15 protein-coding genes are annotated in these 19,712 nt (G+C 73.5%); 8 read left to right on the forward strand and 7 right to left on the reverse strand.

The genetic code is table 11. From position 1 onward, the window contains the following. Position 1: 1 nt before the first annotated feature. Positions 2–907, reverse strand: a complete 906-nt coding sequence (locus tag FHS22_RS04205) for a phosphotriesterase family protein (RefSeq protein WP_184938584.1) — start codon at positions 905–907, stop codon at positions 2–4. A gap of 345 nt (positions 908–1,252) precedes the next feature. Between FHS22_RS04205 and FHS22_RS04210 the strand changes: the two genes are divergently transcribed. From FHS22_RS04210 to FHS22_RS04225, 4 genes are all read left to right on the forward strand, one after another. Beyond that, positions 1,253–4,222, forward strand: a complete 2,970-nt coding sequence (locus FHS22_RS04210; protein WP_184938586.1) for a cellulose binding domain-containing protein — start codon at positions 1,253–1,255, stop codon at positions 4,220–4,222. Positions 4,223–4,444: 222 nt separating this feature from the next. Beyond that, positions 4,445–4,936 carry a TIGR02611 family protein gene (locus FHS22_RS04215; protein ID WP_338047587.1) on the forward strand — a complete coding sequence of 164 codons (492 nt, stop codon included), beginning with the start codon at positions 4,445–4,447 and terminating at the stop codon, positions 4,934–4,936. A gap of 201 nt (positions 4,937–5,137) precedes the next feature. After that, the gene (locus tag FHS22_RS04220) at positions 5,138–6,151 is read left to right on the forward strand and encodes a TolB-like translocation protein (RefSeq protein ID WP_184938587.1); all 1,014 of its coding nucleotides are present in this window, start codon (positions 5,138–5,140) and stop codon (positions 6,149–6,151) included. A 136-nt stretch (positions 6,152–6,287) separates the two neighbouring features. Then, on the forward strand, positions 6,288–6,833 hold the full coding sequence (locus FHS22_RS04225) for a DUF3592 domain-containing protein (RefSeq protein WP_184938589.1): 546 nt from the start codon (positions 6,288–6,290) through the stop codon (positions 6,831–6,833). A gap of 29 nt (positions 6,834–6,862) precedes the next feature. On the opposite strand, the gene FHS22_RS04230 is transcribed toward FHS22_RS04225, so the two are convergent. Beyond that, complete coding sequence (locus tag FHS22_RS04230) at positions 6,863–7,183, reverse strand: GroES family chaperonin (protein ID WP_184938591.1); 321 nt, start codon at positions 7,181–7,183, stop codon at positions 6,863–6,865. Between the two features lie 143 nt (positions 7,184–7,326). On the opposite strand from FHS22_RS04230, the gene FHS22_RS04235 reads away from it, so the two are divergent. Next, the gene (locus tag FHS22_RS04235) at positions 7,327–8,937 is read left to right on the forward strand and encodes a DUF885 domain-containing protein (protein ID WP_184938593.1); all 1,611 of its coding nucleotides are present in this window, start codon (positions 7,327–7,329) and stop codon (positions 8,935–8,937) included. Between the two features lie 85 nt (positions 8,938–9,022). Here the strand turns inward: FHS22_RS04235 and FHS22_RS04240 are convergent, their stop codons facing one another. Next, complete coding sequence (locus FHS22_RS04240) at positions 9,023–9,361, reverse strand: rhodanese-like domain-containing protein (protein ID WP_184938595.1); 339 nt, start codon at positions 9,359–9,361, stop codon at positions 9,023–9,025. Between the two features lie 40 nt (positions 9,362–9,401). Between FHS22_RS04240 and FHS22_RS38895 the strand changes: the two genes are divergently transcribed. Together FHS22_RS38895 and FHS22_RS04250 are read left to right on the forward strand one after the other, a co-directional pair. Continuing rightward, positions 9,402–10,025 carry a TetR/AcrR family transcriptional regulator gene (locus FHS22_RS38895; RefSeq protein ID WP_184938597.1) on the forward strand — a complete coding sequence of 208 codons (624 nt, stop codon included), beginning with the start codon at positions 9,402–9,404 and terminating at the stop codon, positions 10,023–10,025. A gap of 134 nt (positions 10,026–10,159) precedes the next feature. Further along, positions 10,160–12,682, forward strand: coding sequence for a penicillin acylase family protein (locus FHS22_RS04250; RefSeq protein WP_184938598.1), 2,523 nt, complete (start codon positions 10,160–10,162; stop codon positions 12,680–12,682). A 107-nt stretch (positions 12,683–12,789) separates the two neighbouring features. Here the strand turns inward: FHS22_RS04250 and FHS22_RS04255 are convergent, their stop codons facing one another. The 3 genes from FHS22_RS04255 to FHS22_RS04265 all read right to left on the reverse strand — a co-directional run bounded on the left by FHS22_RS04255 (position 12,790) and on the right by FHS22_RS04265 (position 15,762). After that, positions 12,790–13,584: an ABC transporter ATP-binding protein gene (locus tag FHS22_RS04255; protein WP_184938599.1), complete on the reverse strand. Its 795-nt coding sequence runs from the start codon at positions 13,582–13,584 to the stop codon at positions 12,790–12,792. Beyond that, the gene (locus FHS22_RS04260) at positions 13,581–14,591 is read right to left on the reverse strand and encodes a FecCD family ABC transporter permease (protein WP_184938600.1); all 1,011 of its coding nucleotides are present in this window, start codon (positions 14,589–14,591) and stop codon (positions 13,581–13,583) included. Before FHS22_RS04260 ends, FHS22_RS04255 begins: the two co-directional genes overlap by 4 nt. An 88-nt stretch (positions 14,592–14,679) precedes the next feature. After that, complete coding sequence (locus tag FHS22_RS04265) at positions 14,680–15,762, reverse strand: FecCD family ABC transporter permease (RefSeq protein ID WP_338047588.1); 1,083 nt, start codon at positions 15,760–15,762, stop codon at positions 14,680–14,682. A gap of 82 nt (positions 15,763–15,844) precedes the next feature. On the opposite strand from FHS22_RS04265, the gene FHS22_RS04270 reads away from it, so the two are divergent. Beyond that, the gene (locus FHS22_RS04270) at positions 15,845–16,867 is read left to right on the forward strand and encodes an ABC transporter substrate-binding protein (RefSeq protein ID WP_184938601.1); all 1,023 of its coding nucleotides are present in this window, start codon (positions 15,845–15,847) and stop codon (positions 16,865–16,867) included. Between the two features lie 63 nt (positions 16,868–16,930). Here FHS22_RS04270 and FHS22_RS04275 read toward each other — a convergent pair whose 3' ends face one another. After that, positions 16,931–19,327, reverse strand: a complete 2,397-nt coding sequence (locus FHS22_RS04275; protein WP_184938602.1) for a helicase-associated domain-containing protein — start codon at positions 19,325–19,327, stop codon at positions 16,931–16,933. Between the last annotated feature and the right edge of the window lie 385 nt (positions 19,328–19,712).

Consider the following 19,712-nt stretch of genomic DNA (forward strand, 5'->3'; position numbering starts at 1 on the left):
GCTACTCCATGGGGGCCAGCCAGCGGAGGGGGTTGTCGTGGGTGATGAGGCGGATGGTCTCCTCGGTGATCCCGGCCTCGCGCAGCCGGGGGAGGAAGGTGCGGAACAGGTGACCGTATCCGGGTCCACCGTACCTCTGGATCTCGGAGACCCGGCAGACTCCGCTGCTGAGCAGCAGCCGGTGGGCGTGGCCCGCCTCGATGAGGTCCAGCGTGTCCCTGAGCCGGTCACCGCCCAGCGAGGTGAGCCGGACGTAGCCGCCGGCCTCGGCGACCTTGCGGGTGACCGCGGGGTCGCTCCCGGTGTCGCCGACGGCGATCCGGGCGGCGGGCAGGCCCTCGGCGAGCAGGATCTCCAGCAGGGCCAGGCCGCCGCGGTGGTGGACGGCGACGGGCAGCCCCGAGGCGAGGGACGCCCGGGCGGCGGCGGCCGCGCAGCGCTCCTCGGTCCCGGAGGGCTCCCCGGTCCAGGCGCCGATCTCGCCGATCACGCCGGGCCGGGCGCTGGTGCCGTCCAGGCCCTCGCCGATCTCGGTCATGAGGTGCCGGGTGAGCTCGTCCACGCCGGCGTCCAGCGCCCAGGAGGGGTTGAACGGGCCGGCGAAGAACCCCGTCCCGGCGACCACGGAGACTCTGCTGCCGGCGGTCGTCCTGGCCAGCGCGGCGGCGTCGCGGCCGGTGCCGATGGCGCTGAGCTCGACGACCAGGCCGAGGCGGTCGGACTGGCGCAGCTCGCGGAGCTCCGCGGTGACCGCCTGCTCCTCGTCGAGCCACCGGTGCGGATCGGAGTCGGCGCCGACCGCCCAGCGCATGTCGTTGCGGAGGCGTTCGCCGGGGAGCACGGATCCGTCGATCTCGGCAGGCGGGACGGGGCCGGTGAGGGTTCTGACCAGAGGCGCATCGGGCATGAACGGACATTAACCCATATTTGGTGTAAAAATCTCACAGCTTTCCAGGGTTTTACCTTCGGGCCGGCCGGCCGGTCTCCGGCCGCCGCCGCACGGGCCCGGTCGCCGTGCGGGCCCGCGCCGGGGGAGGGTCCGCCCGGCGGCCGCCGTGATGAAAATTACATGGGCGCACCCGCCCTTGCATGGCCTTTGTTAGTTGAGTATTCAAACTATTGACGACGCACCGGAGGCCATGTGACCCTCTGGGCGCTCATGCACGCGCATCACGGGCGGTCGAAGGTCAGGTTCCCGCTCCCTGACCGTGCATGGCGGTTTGTCCATTGCTCCGCGGAGGGAAAGCCGTACATGCGAAGAAGACTGGTCGGCGCGCTCGCCGTCGCGGCGGTGACGTGCGCGACGGCGGGTGTGGCCGTCACGGGTCAGGCGGCGTCGGCGGCCGTCGTCCCGGCCGCCACCGTGACCGCCGCCTCGGCCGCGGCCGCCGAGACCAACGAGTGGAAGAACGTCAGGATCGACGGCGGCGGGTTCGTGCCGGGGATCATCTTCAACCAGACAGAGAAGAACCTCGTCTACGCCCGCACCGACATCGGCGGCGCCTACCGGTGGGACCAGCCCACCAAGACCTGGATCCCGCTGCTCGACTGGGTGGGCTGGGACAAGTGGGGCTACAACGGCGTGGTCAGCCTGGCCACCGACCCGGTGGAGCCCGACCGGGTCTACGTCGCCGCCGGGATGTACACCAACGACTGGGACCCCAACAAGGGCGCGATCCTGCGCTCCGCCGACCGGGGCAAGACCTGGAAGGCCACCGAGCTGCCGTTCAAGCTCGGCGGCAACATGCCGGGCCGGGGGATGGGCGAGCGGCTGGCCGTCGACCCGAACGACAACAACGTCGTCTACCTCGGCGCGCCCGACGGCAACGGCCTGTGGCGCAGCACCGACAAGGGAGTCACCTGGGCCAAGGTGACCAGCTTCACCAACCCCGGCGACTACGCCGCCGACCCGAGCGACCCCAACGGCTACATGAGCCACCGGCCGGGCGTGGTCTGGGTGACCTTCGACCCGACCTCGGCGGCGAAGGGGCAGACCACCAAGAAGATCTACGTCGGCGTGGCCGACAAGGAGAACACGGTCTACAGCTCCTCCGACGGCGGCGCCACCTGGTCCCGCGTCGCCGGACAGCCGACCGGCTACATCGCCCACAAGGGCGTGCTGGACCACTCCAGCGGCACCCTCTACATCGCCACCAGCGACACCGGCGGGCCGTACGACGGCGCCAAGGGCGACGTGTGGAAGCTGGACACCGCCACCGGCGCGTGGACGCGGATCAGCCCGGTCCCGTCCAGCTCGGCCGACGACTACTTCGGCTACAGCGGCCTGACGATCGACCGGCAGGACCCCGACACGATCATGGTCGCCACCCAGGTCTCCTGGTGGCCCGACGCGATCTTCTTCCGCTCCACCGACGGCGGCGCGAACTGGACCAGGATCTGGGACTGGGGCTCCTACCCCAGCCGGACCAAGCGCTACACGATGGACGTCTCCTCCTCGCCGTGGCTGACCTTCGGGACGAACCCGCAGCCGCCCGAGGAGGCGCCCAAGCTCGGCTGGATGAACGAGTCGGTGGAGATCGACCCGTTCGACTCCAACCGGATGATGTACGGCACCGGCGCCACGATCTACGGCACCGAGGAGCTGAAGAAGTGGGACACCGGTGAGACGTTCACCATCAAACCGATGGTGAAGGGCCTGGAGGAGACCGCGGTCCTCGACCTGATCAGCCCGCCCTCCGGCGCGCCGCTGGTCAGCGCCCTCGGCGACATCGGCGGCTTCCGGCACACCGACCTCACCAAGGTCCCGCCGATGATGTTCACCGCCCCGAACTTCACCTCGGCCACCAGCCTCGACTACGCCGAGACCAGCCCGGGCGTGATGGTCCGCGCGGGCAACTTCGCCGACGCCGACCGGCCGAACGACAGCCACGTCGCCTTCTCCACCGACGGCGGGGCCAACTGGTTCCAGGGGAGCGAGCCCGCCGGGATCAACGAGGGCGGCACCGTCGCCGCGGCGGCCGACGGCTCCCGGTTCGTCTGGGCGCCCAAGGGCGTGGCCGTGCACTACTCGGTCGGCTACGGCAACAGCTGGACCGCCTCCACCGGCATCCCCACGAGCGCCGTGGTCGAGTCCGACCGGGTGAACGCCAAGAGGTTCTACGGCTTCAGCGCCGGGAAGTTCTACGCCAGCACCGACGGCGGCGCCACGTTCACCGCCACCGCCGCGACCGGCCTGCCCGCCGAGGGCAACGTCAAGTTCAAGGCCGTGCCCGGCCGCGAGGGCCACATCTGGCTCGCGGGCGGCGACGCCGCCAAGGGCGCCTCGGGCATCTGGCGCTCCACCGACGGCGGCGCGTCCTTCACCAGGCTCTCCGGGATCACCGGCGCGGTGAACATCGGCTTCGGCAAGGCCGCCGAGGGCCGGAGCTACCAGGCGCTGTACGCGGTCGCCACGATCGGCGGCGTGACCGGCGTCTTCCGCTCCGACGACACCGGCGCCACCTGGGTCCGGGTCAACGACGACCAGCACCAGTACGGCAACATGGGCGAGGCCCTGACCGGCGACCCCCGGATCTACGGCCGCGTCTACCTGGGCACCAACGGCCGGGGCATCGTCTACGCCGACACCGGCGGCGACACCCCGCCGCCCCCGGACGACACCACCCCGCCGTCCAGGCCCGGCAAGCCCGCCGCCTCGGCGGTCACCCCGACCGGCGCCACGCTGACCTGGACGGCCTCGACCGACGACGTCGGGGTGGAGGGCTACGACGTCTACCGCGAGGCCGGGGCGACGGACGTGAAGGCGGGTTCCTCCTCCTCCGCGTCATTCTCCCTGACCGGGCTGGCGGCGGACACCTCCTACACCTACTACGTCGTGGCCCGCGACGCCGCCGGCAACGCCTCGGCCGCCTCCGACCCGGTGACCTTCACGACCGCCCCGGGCCCCGGCGGCGGAGAGGGCTGCACCGCGGCCTACAAGGCCGGCAACTCCTGGCCCGGAGGTTTCCAGGGCGAGGTGACGGTGAAGAACACCGGCACCGCGGCGATCACGGGCTGGACCGTGAAGTGGTCGTTCCCGGACGGCCAGAAGATCACCCAGCTCTGGAGCGGCGCGCACACCCAGACCGGGGCGGACGTCACGGTCAAGAACGCCGGCTGGAACGGCGCGCTGAACGCGGGCGCGTCCACCTCGTTCGGCTTCACCGGCACCTGGACCGGGGCCAACGGCGCCCCGGCCGCCGTCACCTGCACCGCGAGCTGACGGCCGCACCGTGAGCTGACGGCCGCGCCGGGAGCTGACGGAGCGCCGGGAACCGCCGGCCGCGACGGATACCGCCGCCGTCCCCCGCCCCGGGGACGGCGGCTCATCCGGTCGTACGGCGGGCGTCCGCCGTACGACCGGGTCCGTGTTCCTCCCCGGGGAGGAGCGTCGCCCGGATCCGCCCGCCTATCCTGGAACGAAACCGACTGCCCGGGGGAACGCGTGGCCATCTCAGACAAGATGCGGCAGACCGAGGACGGCATGGAGCCGCCCACCTCGGTCGGTGACGCCGAGGGGATGAAGGCCGACGCCGCCGAGCGCTCTCCCATCCGCTCCGGCCTGCACGGCAGGCTCGACGCGATCAGGGCCACCCGCACCGGCCGGCTCACCCTGAAGATCGTCATCGGCGGCATCGGCGGAGTGCTGGTCGTCGCCGGGCTCATCATGGTGCCCTTCCCGGGCCCCGGCTGGGCGGTCGTCTTCGCCGGCCTGGCGGTGCTGGCCCTGGAGTTCCACTGGGCCCACCGGCTGCTGGAGTTCGGCAAGCGGACCCTGGCGGCCTGGATGGCCTGGCTCGGCCGGCAGAACTGGTTCGTCAAGGCCGCCGTCATCCTCGTGGCAGCCGCCACCGCCACCGCCATCGTCTACTTCGGCGTCAAGCTCAGCTTCGGCGTCGACCTCGTCACCGAGGCCCAGAAGCTCCTGCGCCTGTAGCCCCGCCGTTCCGCCCGCGGGGGGACGGCGGGCGTTGCACGGCGGTGACGCGATCCGCTCCCTGACCCGGCCGCTCCCTGACCCGGCCGCTCCCTGACCCGGCCGCGGCGGGGCGCGGGCCGTACGGGGACCGGCCTTGAAGAGGCAACCGGTTCGGTATAGATCAGAGGTCAGAGGATCTTTCCGGCCTACGCTTCGGTGGTGCCTGTGAGACGTGGGATGTACCGCCTGCTCCGCCGTACCGCCGTCGTGGCCGCGGTGACGGCCACCGCCGTACCCGCGCACGCCGCGTTCCCCGCGCACGCCGCGTTCCCCGCGCACGCCGCGTTCCCCGCGCACGCCGTGACGCGCGCCGCCGCGCCGGTGGACGTCAGGCTGCCCGGCACCTCGACGACCGTGCGCGAGGACCCGGCGGACCCGGCCCGGGTCGCCTCCTACACGGTCGGCAAGGCGGTCTACCTGCGCCGGGGGAGCCGGTTCGTGCGCAGGACCGGCGACGCCGAGGTCACGGTCGCCCCCAAGGGCACCGTGGCGCTGGCCGTGCCGTCCTCCTACACCGCGGGCTACGACTCGGTGACCGTCTTCGACATCGCGACGGGCCGGGGCACCCGGATCCGCACGGTGAGGAAGCCGCTGGTCGCGGGCTTCGCCCGCTGGTCCAGGGACGGGAGGAAGGCGGTGCTGACCGTGCGGAGGAAGTCGGGGAACGGCTGGGCGGCCACCGGCTTCGTGCTCGTCGACGCGGCGGCGAAGTCCGCCCGCGTGGTGACCGTGCCCGGCGCGGACCCGGCCGCGCGTTTCCGGTGGAGCCCCGACGGGGCGGAGCTGGTGGCCGGCCACCGGGGCGGGACCCGCTTCTACGGGCAGGACGGCAAGGTACGGCGCACGCTGGCCGGGACGGGCGCGCCCGCCGGGGGAGACGACGCCTTCTCGCCCTCGGGCCGGGGGATGACGACCTGGTGCCCGGCCGCCTACACCGAGCACGTCTGCGTCTGGGACCGGACCACCGGCAGGCTCGCCGCCAGGGTGAACCTCCGGCCGGAGACCCTGTGGGGCTGGTGGGACGAGAAGCACCTGGTCGCGGTCGTCGCCCACGGCGGCGCCTACCGGGCGATCCTGTCAGACCTGCGCGGCGGGACCGTCCGGGTGCTGGCCGAGATCCCCGCCGCCGACTGGCGGAAGAAGCTCTACCTGGGCTACCGGACGGCGCGTTAGCCCCCGGCGGGGCACGGACGCCGGGCGGCCCGCTCCTCCGGCGGCGGACGCCGGCACGGGAACCCGCCCCCTCCTCTCCGGGGCGCCGCGGCTTCCGGCGGCCCCGGGGCAACCGGGCTGCAAGGGATCCGCAAACGTGCGGATCTACGCTCCGGGCATGCTCGACATGGAGTACTCCAAGACCTTCCGGCCGTTCCTCTTCATCCCCGGCGCGCACATCGTGTGGCTGCCGATCGGGCTCTTCTTCGTGATCGGCGAACTCACCGGGAACGAGATCCCGATGAAGAGCGGATCCGCCCTGACACTGGGGATCATCTTCTGCTCGTTCGGCGTGGCGGCCGTCGTCGCCACGGTCGTGTTCGCCCTCTGCCTGCGGATGCGCGACCGCCGCCGCCGGGCCCTGCTGGAGTACGGCCTGCGGGCGCGGGCCGTCGTCACCGAGGTCTCCGCCATGCCCAGCAGGATCAACGGCCGGCAGCTGATGAAGCTGCACGTCTCGTCGCCCGAGGTACCCGGGCTGGCGTTCCGGCAGGTCACCTTCCACCCGGTGCCCGAGGGGACCGACGTGACCGTGGCCTACGACCCGGAGGAGCCGGGCAGGGGCGTCGTCGCCGACGACCTGCGCGCGCTGGCCCGGGCCGGCGCGAGGGCCTGCGACCACCGGTGCGGGGCGGCGGGCTGACCCTTCCGCCGGCCCCGGAAGGCGGGCCGTCAGAGGTAGAGGCCGGTGCCGTTGTCGGTCTGCAGGGTGGCGACGGCGTGCAGGTCGCGCTCGCGCATGACCAGGTAGAGCTGGCCGTGGACCTCGACCTCGTACTGGTCCTCGGGGTTGAACAGGACCTTGTCGCCGACCTTCACGGTGCGGGCGCCGGCGCCGACGCCGCAGACCTCGCCCCAGACGAGCCGGTTGGCCATCTTCACGGTCGCCGGGATCACGATGCCCGCCGTGCTGCGCCGCTCCTCGCTGTCCTGCTCGACCTTGACCATGACGCGGTCGTGGAGCATCTGGATCTCGAACTTCGGGTCAGCCACGACAGAAGTTTAGGGGACGGGCGGCGCCGTACCGGCTGGTCCGCGCCCCCGCGTCCCGCGGCGCCGGGCGCCGGGAGCGGACCCGCGGTGCGGCGCGCGTTCCAGGCCGGGCCTCCGGGGGCGGTGCGCAGTAGTCTCCGGATATGACGGATCCCTCCCCTGGCCTGGCCGACGAGTTCGTCGACTGGTACCTGAGCGCCAATCCCATCTACGCCTCCCTGGCAGGGGCGCCCGGCCACGACCGGACCCTCGGAGACTTCACCGCGGCGGGCATCCTCGCCCGGGAGAGCGAGTCGCGCCGCTGGCTGGAGCGGCTCCAGGAGGTGAAAGGCGGCGGGTTCGAGGACGAGATCGACCGCGAGCTGATCATCTCCGCGCTGCGGGGCTCTCTCGCCTACGAGGCGTGGCCCTCCTGGCGGCGCGACCCGTCCGGCTACGTGGGGCCGGTCTTCTCGTCCTTCTTCAGCCCCTTCCTGAACCGGCTGGCGGGCGAGGAGGAGCTGGTGGACGCCGCCGCCGCGCGGCTGGCCGAGGTGCCGGACGTGCTGGCCGCCTGCCGGGCGAACCTCGACCCGGAGCTGGCCGCCCCGCTGCTGGTGGAGCGGGGGCTCGGCCAGGCGCGGACCGGCCGGCGCTTCCTCACCGAGACCGTGCCCGCCCTGGTCGCCGACGAGCGGCTGCGCGCCCGGCTGGCCGGGGCGGCCGAGCCCGCGGCGGCGGCCTTCGACGAGCTGGTCGGGTTCCTCGGCGGCTTCGAGGCGCGGGGCGACTGGCGGATGGGGGAGGGGCTCTACTCCACGCTGCTGCGCGAGCGGGAGATGCTCGGGTACGGCGCGGCCGAGCTGCGCGAGCGCGGCCAGGCCGCCTACGACGAGCTGGACGCCGAGATGCGGGAGGTGGCCCGGCGGCTGACCGGCGGCTCCGACGACTGGCACGCGGCCATCGCCGAGCTCCAGGACGACCACGCGCCGACCCTGGAGGACATGCGCGCCGAGTACGAGGCGGAGACCGGGCGGGCCAGGGAGTTCGTCCGCGAGCGCAGGCTGGTGACCTTCGCCGCGGGCGAGGAGTGCCGGGTGGTGCCGTCGCCGGAGTTCCAGCGGCCGATCCTGTCGGTCGCCTCCTACCTCTCGCCGCCGCCGCTGTCGACCTCCCGGATCGGCCACTTCTTCGTGCCGTTCACCCCCGACTCCTTCACCGAGGAGCAGGTCCGCCAGCGGCTGCGGACCAACGCCCGGGCGCAGATGCCCTCGATCGCGGTGCACGAGGCCTACCCCGGCCACCACTGGCACCTGTCGTGGGTGGCCGACAGCCCGCGCCGGGCCCGCAAGCTCTTCCGCACGCCGTACTTCACCGAGGGCTGGGCGCTGTACGTGGAGAAGGTCATGCGGGAGGAGGGCTACTTCACCACCCCCGCGCAGGAGCTCGCCCACCTGGAGTTCCGCCTCTTCCGCGCGGCCCGCATCATCGTGGACACCTCGCTGCACTGCGGGGACATGAGCATCGAGGAGGCGGAGCACTTCATGACCACCAAGTCCTCGCTCACGCCGGGCACCGCCAAGGGCGAGGTCAACCGCTACTGCGCCTGGCCGACCCAGGCCCCCTCCTACCTGACCGGGGCACTGGAGATCGACCGCATCCGCGCCGACTACACGGCGGCCGGCCGCGGCGACCTGCGGACCTTCCACGACACCCTGGCGGGTTCCGGCGGGCTGCCCCTGGGCCTGGCCCGCCGGGTGGCGCTGGAGGGCTGACGCCCCCGGCCGTCCGCGACCGGCGGGGAGCCGGTCCCCCGGGGCGCGGACGGCCGGGGGTCCCGCCCGGCGGCGGGCCGGACGGTCAGCGGGCGGCCGCCCCGCTCTCGACGGGCAGGCCCGCCTCGACCCAGTCCTGGATGCCCTCGCGGTACTTGCGCACGCCGGTGTAGCCGAGGGCGGTCAGCCGGCGGGCCACCGCCTCGCTGTTGCCGCAGGCCGGGTTGGAGCAGTAGGTGACGATGGCGGCGTCGCGGTCGGGGAGGAGCTCGGCCGCGCGGGCGGCGACCTCGCTCTCGACCAGGGCGATCGCGCCGGGCAGGTGCTGCTGGGCGTAGTAGCCGCCGCCGAGGGCGTCCACGACGACGACGGTTCCCGCCTCGATCGCGGTCCTCAGCTCGTCGCGGCTGATCAGTGCGGTCATGCTGGCCTCCTCCGGCCTAAATGGACTATAGTCCGTTTCTGTGAGTGATTCGGAATTTAACGGACCACGGTCCGCTTCGTCAAGCGAGCCGCTGCGGACGCTGCTGGGCGAGCCGCCCAGGGAGCGGGCCGACGCCGCGCGCAACCGGGCGAAGGTGCTGGCCGCGGCGGCCAGGCTGTTCCGGGAGAAGGGGGTGGACGGCGTCTCGATGGACGCCGTCGCGGCCGAGGCGGAGGTGGGCAAGGGCACGCTGTTCCGCCGCTTCGGCGACAAGTCGGGCCTGGCCGCGGCGCTCCTCGACGAACGCGAGCGCGGACTGCAGGAGGCGATCCTGTCCGGCCCGCCGCCCCTGGGACCGGGGGCGCCGGCGGCGGAGCGGCTGGCGGCCTTCGTGGACGCCTACCTCGACCACCTGCTGGACCACCTGGACCTGGCCCGCATGTCGGAGACCGCCAGCCCCGGCGCCCGCTACCGGATCGGCGCCTACCGGTTCTGGCGCCTGCACGTGGCGATCCTGCTGGCCGAGGCGCATCCGGGATGCGACGCCGACCCGCTCGCGCACGCGCTGCTCGCCCCGCTGGCCGCCGACCACATGACGGTCCTGGTCGCCGAGTACGGCCCGGCGCGGGCGAGGGAGGCGGTCCGCGCGCTCGTTCCGGAGTGACCTGGCCGGGAGGGCGGGAACGGGTGCGGTCGCGGAGCCTGCCGAGTCCGAAAAGCTACCGTCAGGTAACCAAAGTCACATGAGTGCCTCTCATAATCAATGATGCGCCCCTTGTGCTCTGAAAGGTCACCTCTGTGCGGATTGCTCCATTTGCCCGTCTATCACGGCCGGTCCGGTGGCTCGCCCGGATCCTCACCGCCCTCCTCGTCCTGGCGATCATCCTCGCCGGGACGGTGACCTGGACGGTCCGCCGGTCGTTCCCACAGCTCTCCGGTGAGGTGAGGCTCCCCGGCCTGGCCGCGGCGGTGACCGTCCACCGGGACGCGCAGGGCATCCCGCAGATCTACGCCGACACCTCGGCCGACCTGCTCAGGGCCCAGGGCTACGTGCACGCCCAGGACCGCTTCTGGGAGATGGACTTCCGCCGCAAGACCACCGCGGGCCGCCTGTCGGAGCTGTTCGGCTCCTCGACCCTGGACATCGACAAGGTCGTGCGGACCCTCGGCTGGCGGCGCACCGCCGAGGCCGAGCTCCCGCTGCTGCGTCCCGAGACCCGCCGGGCGCTGGAGGACTACGCGGCCGGGGTCAACGCCTGGATGGCCCAGCACGACGGGTTCGCCGAGAAGAGCCTCGAGTACGGCGTGCTCAAGCTGACCAACTCCGGCTACGAGCCCGAGCCGTGGACCCCGGCCGACTCCCTTGCCTGGCTCAAGGCCATGGCCTGGGACCTGCGCTCCAACATGGAGTCCGAGATCGACCGCGCCCTGGTCGCGGCCAGGCTCCCGGCCGGGCGGGCCGCGCAGCTCTACCCGGGCTACCCCTTCGACCGGCACCGGACGATCGTGACCGGGACCGGGAGCGGGAGCGCCGAGGAGCCCAAGGGCGGCAGGCCGGTGGGCGCGGCGGACGCGCTGGCGGAGGCCGCCGAGCTGGTGGGCGCCGCCCCCGCCCTCCTGGGGACCGCGGGCGGCGACGTCGCCGGGATCGGCTCCAACTCCTGGGTGGTGGGCGGCGCCCACACCGCCACCGGCAAGCCGCTGCTCGCCAACGACCCGCACCTCGGCCCCAAGATGCCCTCGATCTGGTACCAGGCCGGGCTGCACTGCCGTACCAAGAGCGCGGCCTGCCCCTACGACGTGACCGGCTACACCTTCGCGGGCCTGCCCGGCGTGGTGATCGGCCACAACGACAGGATCGCCTGGGGCTTCACCAACCTCGGCCCCGACGTCAGCGACCTGTACCTGGAGCGCGTCAAGGGCGACACCGTCGAGGTCGAGGGCGAGTGGGAGCCGGTCCGGACGCGCACCGAGCAGATCGAGGTGGCCGGGGGCGAGACGGTCGAGCTGAAGGTCCGCAGCACCGGCCACGGCCCGATCATCTCCGGCGTGCTCGGCGACGCCCGCCAGGCCGTGCCCGGGGCCGCCGCGCGCCTCGGTGAGAAGGCCGACGGGCTGGAGGTGGCGCTGCGCTGGACCGCGCTCGACCCCGGCCGCACCGCCGACGCCATCCTGCTGATGAACCGCGCCGAGAACTTCGAGCAGTTCCGCGAGGGCGCAGCCTCCTTCGAGGCCCCGTCGCAGAACCTGATCTACGCCGACGTCGAGGGCAACATCGGCTACCAGGCGCCCGGGAAGATCCCGGTCCGCTCCGAGGGCGACGGCACCATGCCGGTGCCCGGCTGGGACGGAAAGCACGAGTGGACCGGCTTCGTCCCGTTCGAGAAGCTGCCGTCGGTCTACAACCCGTCCGAGGGCTACATCGTCACCGCCAACAACGCGGTCGTCCGCCCGAGCGAGGACCTCTTCCTGACCTCCGACTGGTCCCACGGCTACCGCTCCCAGCGGATCGTGGAGCGGATCGAGGAGGCCACCGCCGGGGGCAAGGTCACCGCCGAGACCATGGGCGAGATCCTGATGGACGACCGCAACAACCTCGCCCCGCTCCTCGTCCCGCACCTGCTCCGCCTCGGCGCCCCGAACGACACACTCAAGGGCTGGGACTTCGGCCAGGGCCGCGACTCGGCCGGGGCCGCCTACTTCAACGCGGTGTGGCTGAACCTGCTGGAGCGCGTCTTCACCGACGAGCTGTCCGGTCCCGTCGCCCCCGGCGGCAACGACCGCTGGTACGAGGTGGTCCGCAAGCTCCTCGACGCCCCCGAGGACCCCTTCTGGGACGACGTCCGCACCTCCGGCGCCACCGAGCGCCGCGACGACATGCTCAGGGCGGCGATGGCCGACGCCGACGCCGAGCTGCGCGAGCGGCTCGGCGACGACCCGGCGCGCTGGGCCTGGGGCGACCTGCACACCCTGGACCTCACCCACGAGACCTTCGGTACCAGCGGCATCGCCCCGGTCGAGTGGCTGTTCAACCGGGGCCCGCTGCGCACGTCCGGCGGCAAGGACACCGTGAACGCCACCGGCTGGGACGCCACCGAGGGCTACCAGGTCAACTGGGTGCCGTCGATGCGCATGGTCGTGGACCTCGCGGACATGGACCGCTCGCGGTGGATCAACCTGACCGGCGCCTCCGGCCACGCCTTCCACGCCAACTACGACGACCAGGCCGAACTCTGGGCGGACGGGAGGTTCACCCCGATGCTCTCCACCGAGCAGGCCGTACGGCGGGCCGCCGAGAACACCCTCACGCTGACCCCGTGACCCCGTGACCCCGTGACCCCGTGACCCCGTGACCCCGTGACCCGGTGGGCGGCCCGCCCCGGCGCGGGCCGCCCGCCGGCCCGGGTCCGCCCGTCCGGGGACTGCGGCTACGCCGTGGTGCGGGCGCGGCGGCGGGTCTCGGGGACGATCAGCGGGGTGCCGCTCTGCGGGTCGGTGATGATCTCGCAGCGCAGGTCGAAGACCTCCCGGACCAGCTCGGCGGTGACGATCTCCACCGGGTCGCCCTCGGCCACGATCCTGCCGTCGCGCATCACGATCAGGTGGGTGGCGTACCGGCAGGCCTGGTTGAGGTCGTGCAGCACCGCGACCAGCGTCCGCCCCTGCTCGTGCAGGTCGGCGCAGAGGTCGAGGACCTCGATCTGGTGGGCGATGTCGAGGAAGGTCGTCGGCTCGTCCAGCAGCAGGATCGGCGTCTCCTGGGCCAGCGCCATGGCCAGCCAGACGCGCTGGCGCTGGCCGCCGGAGAGCTCGTCCACGCAGCGCTCGGCCAGGTCGGTCACGCCGGTGGACTCCATCGCGGAGGCCACCGCGACCTCGTCCTGCCTGGACCACTGGCGCATCAGCCGCTGGTGCGGGTAGCGGCCCCGGCCGACCAGGTCGGCGACGGTGATGCCGTCGGGCACGATCGAGCTCTGCGGGAGCAGGCCGAGGCGGCGCGCGACCTCCTTGGACGGCAGTGAGGTGATCAGCGCGCCGTCGAGGTGGACCGTCCCGGCGCGCGGCTTGAGCATGCGGGCCAGCGCGCGCAGCGTCGTGGACTTGCCGCAGGCGTTCGGCCCGATGATCACGGTGAACGAGCCGTCCGGGATCGCCACGTCCAGCCCGGTCGCGACCGTGCGCTTGTCGTAGGAGAGCGTCAGTCCGGTGCCGTGCAGTCTCAACGTCGTTCCTTCCGGAGCATGAACACCAGGTACGTGCCGCCGAGCGCGGCGGTCATGATCCCCACGGGGAGCTGGACGGGCGCGAGCACGCGCTGCGCGGCCAGGTCGGCCCCCGCCAGCAGGACCGCGCCCATCAGGGCGGAGGAGACCAGAGTGATGCCGGGGGAGCGGGAGACCCGCCGGGCGAGCTGGGGGGCCGCCATCGCGATGAAGATCACCGGACCGGCGGCCGCGGTGGCGACGCCGCACAGCAGCACGCCCGCCGCGATGGCCGCCGCGCGCACCGGCTCCACCCGGATCCCGGCGGCCCTGGCCGCGTCGTCGCCCATCTCCATCATCCGCAGCGGCCGGGAGACCAGCGCGCAGACCGGCAGGAGGACCGCCAGCGCGCAGGCGACCGGGACCGCGTGCTCCCAGCCGCGCCCGCTCAGGCTGCCGGTGATCCAGGCGCCCGCGCTGGCGGCGTCGTTGATGTTGGCCCGGGTCAGCAGGTACCAGTCGGCGGAGACCAGCAGCGCGCTGACGCCGATGCCGACGAGGATCAGCCGGTAGTTCTGCACGCCGCCCCGGAACGCCAGCGCGTAGACCAGCAGCGCGCACGCCACGCAGCCCAGCAGCGAGCCGCCCGCGATCTGCCAGGCGGACCCTCCCATCATGACCGCGACGATGCCGCCGGTCGAGGCGCCGGCGGTGAAGCCGATGAAGTCGGGGCTGCCGAGCGGGTTGCGGGTCAGGCTCTGGAAGATCGCGCCGCTCAGCCCGAACGCCGCTCCGACCAGCAGGCCCGTCACGACCCGGGGCGCGCGCAGCCTGCCGACGATGAGCTCGGCGGCCGGGGTGCCCTGGCCGAACAGCGAGGACACGATGTCGGGGATGGGGACGGTGAACTCGCCGGTGGAGAGGGAGACCAGGCTGACCGCGACGCCCGTGAGGATCATCGCGACCGCGGCGGCGACTCCGCGGGGGGAGAGCCGCGCGGACCACGGGCCCAGGCGGAGGACGGTCATGGGGCCGGGCTCCTTGTCGCGGAGGACGTCGAACGGGGGCGAGGCGGCGCCGGGCGGGAGGTGCGGCGCGGCGGGGACGGGCGGGCGGTCACAGCGCGGCGAGTCTTCTGCGACGGGCGAGGAGGATGAACACCGGGGCGCCGACGACGGAGCACATGATGCCCACCTGCACCTCCTCGGGTGCCGCGATCACCCGGCCGACGATGTCGGAGCCGAGCAGCACCAGGGGGGAGAGCACGGCGGTGTACGGCAGCACCCAGCGCTGGTCGGGGCCGGTGAAGGAGCGCACCGCGTGCGGTACGGCCAGGCCGACGAACCAGAGCGGTCCGGCGGCGGCGGTGGCGGATCCGCACAGCAGGGTGACGGCGATCGCGGTCAGCGCCCGGGTACGGCCCACGCCCACGCCGAGGGCGCGTCCCGCGTCGTCGCCGAGGGCGAGCGCGTTGAGCGGCCCGGCCAGCAGCAGCCCGAGGACCAGGCCGGCGGCGAGGAACGGCGCGAGCCGTACGGCGATCTCGGGGGTCGGCCCGGCCAGCGAACCGGTCAGCCAGAACCGCATCCGGTCGAAGGTGGCGGTGTCCATGCGGAGGATCGCCGAGGACGCGGCGTGGAAGACCATGCCCAGGGCGACGCCCGCCAGCGCCAGCCGTACCGGGCTCGTTCCGGACCGTCCCGCCGAGCCCAGCGCGTAGACCAGGACGGCCGAGAGCGCCGCTCCGGCGAAGGCGAACCAGACGTAGACCGCCGGGTCGGACAGGCCCAGCAGCCCGAGGGCGACGGTCACGCCGAGCGCGGCGCCGTAGTTGACGCCGAGCAGGCCCGGGTCGGCCAGCGGGTTGCGGGTCAGACTCTGCATGAGCGCCCCGGCCAGGCCGAGCGCCGCGCCCACCCCGAGACCGAGGAAGGTGCGCGGCACGCGCAACTCCCGGATCACGGTGTGGTCGACCGAGCCGTCGGGCGAGGTCAGCGCGTCCACCACGGTGGAGAGCGGGACCGAACGGGAGCCCACGGCGATGCTGACCAGCACCAGCAGCACCAGAACGCCGACGGAGGCCAGCAGCCCTGCGGCCAGCGCGGCGGAGCGCCCTCTGCGGCGGCGCGGCGGCGCCTGCCCGGGCGCCGGTCCGGGATCCCGCCCGGGCGCCGCCTCGATCACACCGGCCGGGCTCACCCGACCCCCCTTCGTCTTCACAGTTAGGTAAGGCTAATCTAAAGTTCAACTACTCAGGTAAGCCTAACCTTTGGAGAGGGAAATGTCGCTACCCGTCCTGTCCCGGAGGGGGTTCCTGGCCGCCGGTCTCGGCACCGCCCTGCTCACCCTCACCGCCTGCGGAGAGGGAGCGGAGAAGGCCCCGGAAGGCGCCGCATCCCCCTCCGCGCCGGCCGCGGGCCCGTGGAGCTTCACCGACGACAGGGGCAAGAAGATCGACCTGCCCAAGCGTCCCGAGCGGATCGTGGCGCAGATCGGCGCCGCCGCCGTGCTCTGGGACTTCGGCGTCCGGCCGATCGCGGTCTTCGGCCCGCACAAGCTGAAGGACGGGTCCAAGGACCCGCAGATCGGCGACGTCGACCTGGCCAAGGTGGAGACGCTCGGCAACGTCTGGGACGAGTTCAACGTCGAGAAGTACATCTCGCTCCAGCCCGAGCTGCTGATCAGCGGCATGTACAACGGCGACACCCTCTGGTATGTCCCGGAGAAGTCCACCGCCACCATCGAGCAGGTCGCGCCCACCCTCGGCGTCAAGCTGTTCGGCAGGTCGATCCCCAACCTGATCGCCAAGTACGGCGAGGTGGCCGCGTCCCTCGGCGCCGACCTGAACGCCCCCGCGGTGACCGGGGCGAAGGCCGGGTTCGAGGCGGCGTCCAAGGCGCTGCCCACCCCCGAGGCCAGGCAGTTGAAGATCATGGTCATGGCGGGCGGTCCGGAGGCACTGTGGATCGCCCACTTCAAGGACCACATCGACGTGGGCTACATGAAGGAGCTGGGCCTGGACGTCGTCGTCCCCGACAAGGTCGAGAAGACCGGCTACTGGGAGACCCTGAGCTGGGAGAACGCCGACAAGTACGACGCGGACGTGATCCTCGTCGACGCCCGCGCCCAGTCCATGCAGGTCCCGGAGATGATGAAGAAGCCGACCTTCGCCCAGCTTCCCGCGGTCAAGGCCGGGCAGGTCTACCCCTGGCGCGCCGAGCAGCGCTACAGCTACCAGGGCTACACCGCCATGCTGGAGGAGCTCGCCGCCAACCTGGCCAAGGCCAAGAAGCTCGACGGCTGACGGGCGCCCGGGGGGACGGGGGCGCCCCACCGCCAGGCGCGGGCACCCGAGGCGCGGGCACCGTCAGGCGTAGGCGCCGCGGACCTCGACGATGTCGGCCAGCGGGAACTCCAGGTAGTCCCCGGCCTCCTCGCACCACGCGTCGAGCACGCCGCTGCGCAGTTCGCCGTGGCTGATGGTGGCGGTCAGGCCGTCGGCCAGGGTGATCCCCGCCCGGACGCCGCGGTCCACCACGAAGCCGAGCAGGGACTGCTGGGCGGTGGGCAGCCGGGAGGCCATCCGGCCGATGACCGCCCACGTGCGCCCGGCGGTCCGCGGGCCCCCGCCCTCGGCGGCGAACAGCCGCCGTGCGTGCTCGCGCGGGTCCGGCGGCGGCTCCACCAGCACCTGGGCGGGCGGCTCCAGTTCGGCGACCTGGCCGCCGGGCAGCAGGATCAGCCGCCCGCCCTGCGGCTCCTCGATCCGGGCGCGCCGGATGGTGATCTCCCCGGTGTCCTCGACGGGCACCGGGGCGTAGCCGTTCTCCCGCAGCGCGGCGAGGGTCCGGTCGGCGGGCATCGCGCTGGCCAGCACGGTCGGCGCGAGCAGCCGCAGGCCCAGCCTGCCCAGCCGCCGGTGGGCGGCGATCTCGGCCAGCAGCGCCGGGTCGGAGGCCTGCACGATGCAGGCGACCGTGGTCACGGTCACCTCGCCGTGCCGTCTGGCCACGTCGCGCACCAGGTAGTCGAGGGGCTGGGGGACCGTGCCCACCTCGCCGAGGTCGGCCAGCAGTCCCTCGGCGGTGTAGCCGGAGTCCAGGGCGCCGCGCACGCTCGCCGGGCTGAAGCGCCACACCGAGGCCGCTCCGCGCGACTCCCGCTCGGCGACCCGGTCCAGCAGCTCGGCGAGCTCGGTGGAGGGCGGCCCGGTCACCACCGCGGTCAGGTCGGCGCCGAACAGGGCGCTCCGCCGCACGCTGGCCAGGGCTCTGGTCGAGCACTCCACCAGAACCGGGTCGTGTTCCACGGCCGGTGAGGAGTCGTCGGTCTCATCCCCGGCGTCGGCGTCCAGGGCGGCCAGGGCGCGGCCCAGATCGGTGATCGCGTCCTGGGCCACCAGTCCGAGCAGCCGGGCCTCCTCCAGCACTCCGGGGACGCACTCGGCGAGCAGCGCCCGGTCGAGCAGCGGGGCGTGCCAGTGGGTCAGCCGGACCAGGCCGGCGCGGTCGGCGCAGGCCGTACTGGCCGGGAGGCCGGCCAGCACGCCGAGAACCGCGCGGCGGGCCCGGGCCACCGCGGGCCCGGAGGGGTCGTCGCCGAGCACCGTGCCGTACTTGCCGCCGCTGCGGCGCAGCGACGAGCGCTCCATCCGCCACCACGCCGCCAGCAGCACCCGGAGCCGGGCCGCCGCGTCGTCCAGCCGCCACCGGTCGAACCGCTCGGTGGGCACCAGCCCGCCGGCCGGCTCGTCCCAGGCCAGCAGCCGGGCCACCGCGCAGATCTCCAGCAGCAGCCGGGTCTCGTCCTCGTCGCAGCCGGTCTCCTTGGCCACCCGCCGGACCTCGCGCACCCCGACGCCGCCCGCCTTGAGCAGCGGCAGCGGGGTCTTGGCGGTGTTCTCCAGCATCGCGGCACACCGCTCGACCACGTGCGGGGCGGCCAGCGTCATCAGGTGGTCCACGCCCTCGGGGTCCACCGGGTGCGTGGCGAGGTCGGGCGGGACGGGGGTGAAGGGCGGGCGGTAGTCGGGGCCGCGCAGCGCGAGCGCCACCTCCCGCGGCATCTCGGCCACGTTCCAGCTGGGCCGGAAGACCAGTCCGTGGTCGGCGGCCCACTTCTCGGGGGTGCCCGGCACGACGAACCGGCCGCCGTCCACGTCGCGGACCGGGCCGTCCCAGGCGAACTCCTCCAGCAGCCGGCCGGCCCCGGCGGGGGCCCGCTCCAGCAGGGCGGCCACCCGCGCCGGGTCGGACAGGATCTCGGAGATCCTGGTGACGGTGCGCCGTTTGGGACCGTGCGGCAGGCCGAGCGAGCGCGCGAGCCCGCGCAGGGCGTCGGCGCTGACCGTCCAGGAGTTCAGGTAGTGGGCCAGCGGCTCGCCCAGCCCGCAGGGGGCCGTCCACCAGCGGGCGAGCGCGCCGACGATCCGGACCCGCCCCTCGTCGTCGGGCCAGGCCAGCGCGTGGTCGAACAGCACGTCGAGCCAGGGGGCGAGCTCGGACGCCGGCACGCCCAGGAGGTCCGCCAGGGACTGCGGGCCGGCCTGGTCGCCCAGGACCAGCGAGGCCTCGGCCACCTCCAGGGCGGGCAGCGGCAGACGGCGCAGCACCTCCATCACGGCGAAGCCGTTGCCCAGCCGCTGCGCCAGGGTGTCCAGGCGGCGCGGCCACGGCGGGGCGATGGCGTCCAGCCGGTTGGCCAGGACTCGGGCGAGCCGTTCTTCGTCGAGGGTTTTCAACCAGCCGAGCAGGTGATCGTCCATCTCGCAGCTCTCTTAGGAATCTCGCTCGGGGGACTCTCCGTGAGCCATGGACATCAACGGTAATGCAGAGGGCATGCCGGGGGGCATGCACCGCGCGGAATGCAACGCGTTCCATGGCGGGCGGGGCGCAGGGTGGCGGGTGCGGGACGGCCTGCGGCACGGTGGGGCGGCCTGCGGCGCGGCGGGGTGCGGCGCGGCGGGGGGCCGGGTGTGGCCCGCTCCGGGACCGGCGACGGGGGGATGCCGGTCCCGGAGCCGGCCGGCGCCAGGTGAGGGGAAGAGGCGGCGCCTTCTCCGGATGGTCTCTGCGGGGTCCCTCCGGGCGGTCCGGATGCCCGGGGACGGGGTGGGGCGGGCGGGGCGGGGGGCGGGCCGGCGGATCCGC

This window comes from Thiemannella venezuelensis (assembly GCF_014203605.1).
Classification (GTDB): Bacteria; Actinomycetota; Actinomycetes; order Streptosporangiales; family Streptosporangiaceae; genus Planomonospora_A; species Planomonospora_A venezuelensis.

Coding starts and splice junctions, on each gene's coding strand:
- FHS22_RS04205 (WP_184938584.1), bottom strand. CDS start 907: ATGCCCGATGCGCCTCTGGTCAGAACCCTCACCGGCCCCGTCCCGCCT.
- FHS22_RS04210 (WP_184938586.1), top strand. CDS start 1,253: ATGCGAAGAAGACTGGTCGGCGCGCTCGCCGTCGCGGCGGTGACGTGC.
- FHS22_RS04235 (WP_184938593.1), top strand. CDS start 7,327: ATGACGGATCCCTCCCCTGGCCTGGCCGACGAGTTCGTCGACTGGTAC.
- FHS22_RS04240 (WP_184938595.1), bottom strand. CDS start 9,361: ATGACCGCACTGATCAGCCGCGACGAGCTGAGGACCGCGATCGAGGCG.
- FHS22_RS04260 (WP_184938600.1), bottom strand. CDS start 14,591: ATGACCGTCCTCCGCCTGGGCCCGTGGTCCGCGCGGCTCTCCCCCCGC.
- FHS22_RS04270 (WP_184938601.1), top strand. CDS start 15,845: ATGTCGCTACCCGTCCTGTCCCGGAGGGGGTTCCTGGCCGCCGGTCTC.
- FHS22_RS04275 (WP_184938602.1), bottom strand. CDS start 19,327: ATGGACGATCACCTGCTCGGCTGGTTGAAAACCCTCGACGAAGAACGG.